3 protein-coding genes are annotated in these 1,973 nt (G+C 52.4%); all 3 read right to left on the bottom strand.

The genetic code is table 11. The features are described from left to right. Window positions 1-108: 108 nt before the first annotated feature. Window positions 109-561 carry a D-tyrosyl-tRNA(Tyr) deacylase gene (locus D6694_08945; GenBank protein ID RMH41406.1) on the bottom strand — a complete coding sequence of 151 codons (453 nt, stop codon included), beginning with the start codon at window positions 559-561 and terminating at the stop codon, window positions 109-111. After that, window positions 558-1,514 (bottom strand): alpha/beta fold hydrolase, encoded by a 957-nt coding sequence (locus D6694_08940; protein RMH41405.1) that lies wholly within the window; start codon window positions 1,512-1,514, stop codon window positions 558-560. Before D6694_08940 ends, D6694_08945 begins: the two co-directional genes overlap by 4 nt. Before the next feature lie 191 nt (window positions 1,515-1,705). Continuing rightward, the coding region (locus tag D6694_08935; protein ID RMH41404.1) for a translational GTPase TypA at window positions 1,706-1,973 on the bottom strand (268 nt) is incomplete at its 5' end.

Here is a 1,973-nt window from a genome sequence, read left to right as displayed (position 1 = left end):
TTTCGCCTAGGGGTATTATCGACAGCTGATACAGGAGCCTGGCGCGATGAAGGAACGCGCCGGGCAGACAAGTGCACGCATCCTGTGCGCCGTTGGCGGGCTGTCCGGCTAAGTACGGCTTGGTGGCACTTCCAGCCAGAAGGTCACGGGCCCGTCATTGACGAGGCTGACCTGCATATCGGCGCCAAATTGCCCCTGCGCCATGTGCGGCCATTGTTCGTGGGCGTACTCGCACAAAAAGGCGAATAGCTTCTGGCCTTGTGCCGGCGGCGCGGCTGAAGTGAAACTCGGGCGGTTACCTTTGCGCGTATCGGCAGCCAGAGTAAACTGTGGCACCAATAGTAATCCACCGTTAATGTCGCGCAGACTCAAATTCATTTTCCCTTCGTCATCGGGAAAGATACGGTAATTGAGCATGCGCTCCAGAAGGCGCACAGCATTCTGTGTCGTGTCATGCGGTTGAACACCGATCAGCGCCAATATGCCGCGCCCAATACGGCCAACCGTTTGATTGTCAATATCGACATGCGCTGAGCGAACACGTTGAATCAGCCCGATCATGGTTTCGATCTCAGTCTTCTGGCAAAGGTATGTGTTGTGCGCACAATGGCGTCAACCATGGCAGTCTCAATCGCCGCATGGCCAGCGTCCCGCACAATATCAAGGTGAACATTGGGGGCTTGTTCAATGATGCGCCACACATTGGCCAGTGGCGACAACATGTCAAAACGACCGTGAATCAACGTACAGCACGCAAGGCGTCGCAGTGCCTCTGCTGCTTTGAGAATTTGCTCATTTGTTGGGCGATTGTCCGGTTGATAGTAATGTGCGCATAGTGTGGCAAAAGCAATCGCCCGGTGAGGATCTGCCATCCATTCAATGACCGAAATATCACTATGGCGCGTGGCGAGCCGACCGTGCCATAACGCCCAAGCCTTGGCGGCACTCATGCGAGCAATTTCGTCACGGCCCTCGAGGCGTTGTTGCAACGCCACCAATGGGTCTGTCTCCGTCGACAGACCTCGCAGGAAGGCTTCCCAATAATCGGGAAAGAACAAGTTCGCGCCTTTTTGGTAACGCCAGGCACATTCGGTGTCATTCGCAAGACTCATGCCAACGCCGATAAAACCGAGCGCATGTTCTGAAAACGCCTCGATGTAGAAGAGCGCGAGTAGCGCACCCCAGTCACAGCCAAACAATAGCCATTTTTCTATACCTAGCGCCTGTCGAATGGTTTCAAGATCTTGGAGTTGGTGGTCGATGGATTGATACTGGATTTCGGCAAAAGGGCTTGATCGTCCACACCCGCGTTGGTCGAACAATATGATCCGGTATTCTTGAGGGTCAAAAAATTGTCTGTGCCACGGCTCACAACCCAGCCCAGGGCCCTCGTGCAACACGACCACCGGAATGCCATCGGACGAACCGCAGACTTCGACAAACAATGACTGGCCATCGGGTGTGGTGATGGTGTGTTCGATTTCCGGACGGATTTCTGGGTAAAGAATGTGCATGTATCAACCTGCCTTAGGCCCCGGACTTCCAAGTATAAAACACTAAACGGAAAAAATAATGGACGATCTCTTACAAAAAAATAGGAAAAAAAGGAAAGATTGCGCAAAAGCTGATTGCGTAAACTTAGGACGTCAATCTCCAACCTGCAAAGTGGATGATGACATGGGCCATGGAGCGGCCCACTCCTGGGTTAGCTTTTTTGACGCGATGCGCGTTTTCTTTCATGTTCTTTGAGGAGCTTTTTCCTTAACCGGATCGACTTCGGCGTCACCTCCACCAGCTCATCGTCGTCGATAAACTCTAAGGCCGCTTCAAGCGACAGCCGAATCGGTGGGGTCAACAAGATGTTTTCATCACTACCGGCAGCACGAATATTGGTCAATTGTTTCGCTTTAAGTGGGTTGACCACAAGATCGTTGCTTCGACTGTGAATGCCAATAATCATACCTTCGTAAACT

It is taken from the genome of Gammaproteobacteria bacterium (genome assembly GCA_003696665.1).
Taxonomy (GTDB): domain Bacteria; phylum Pseudomonadota; class Gammaproteobacteria; order Enterobacterales.
This window is presented reverse-complemented; position numbering and strand designations above follow the sequence as displayed.

Excerpts from the sequence above, each read along its gene's own strand:
- D6694_08940 (RMH41405.1), bottom strand. The coding sequence starts at position 1,514 with ATGCACATTCTTTACCCAGAAATCCGTCCGGAAATCGAACACACCATC.
- D6694_08945 (RMH41406.1), bottom strand. The coding sequence starts at position 561 with ATGATCGGGCTGATTCAACGTGTTCGCTCAGCGCATGTCGATATTGAC.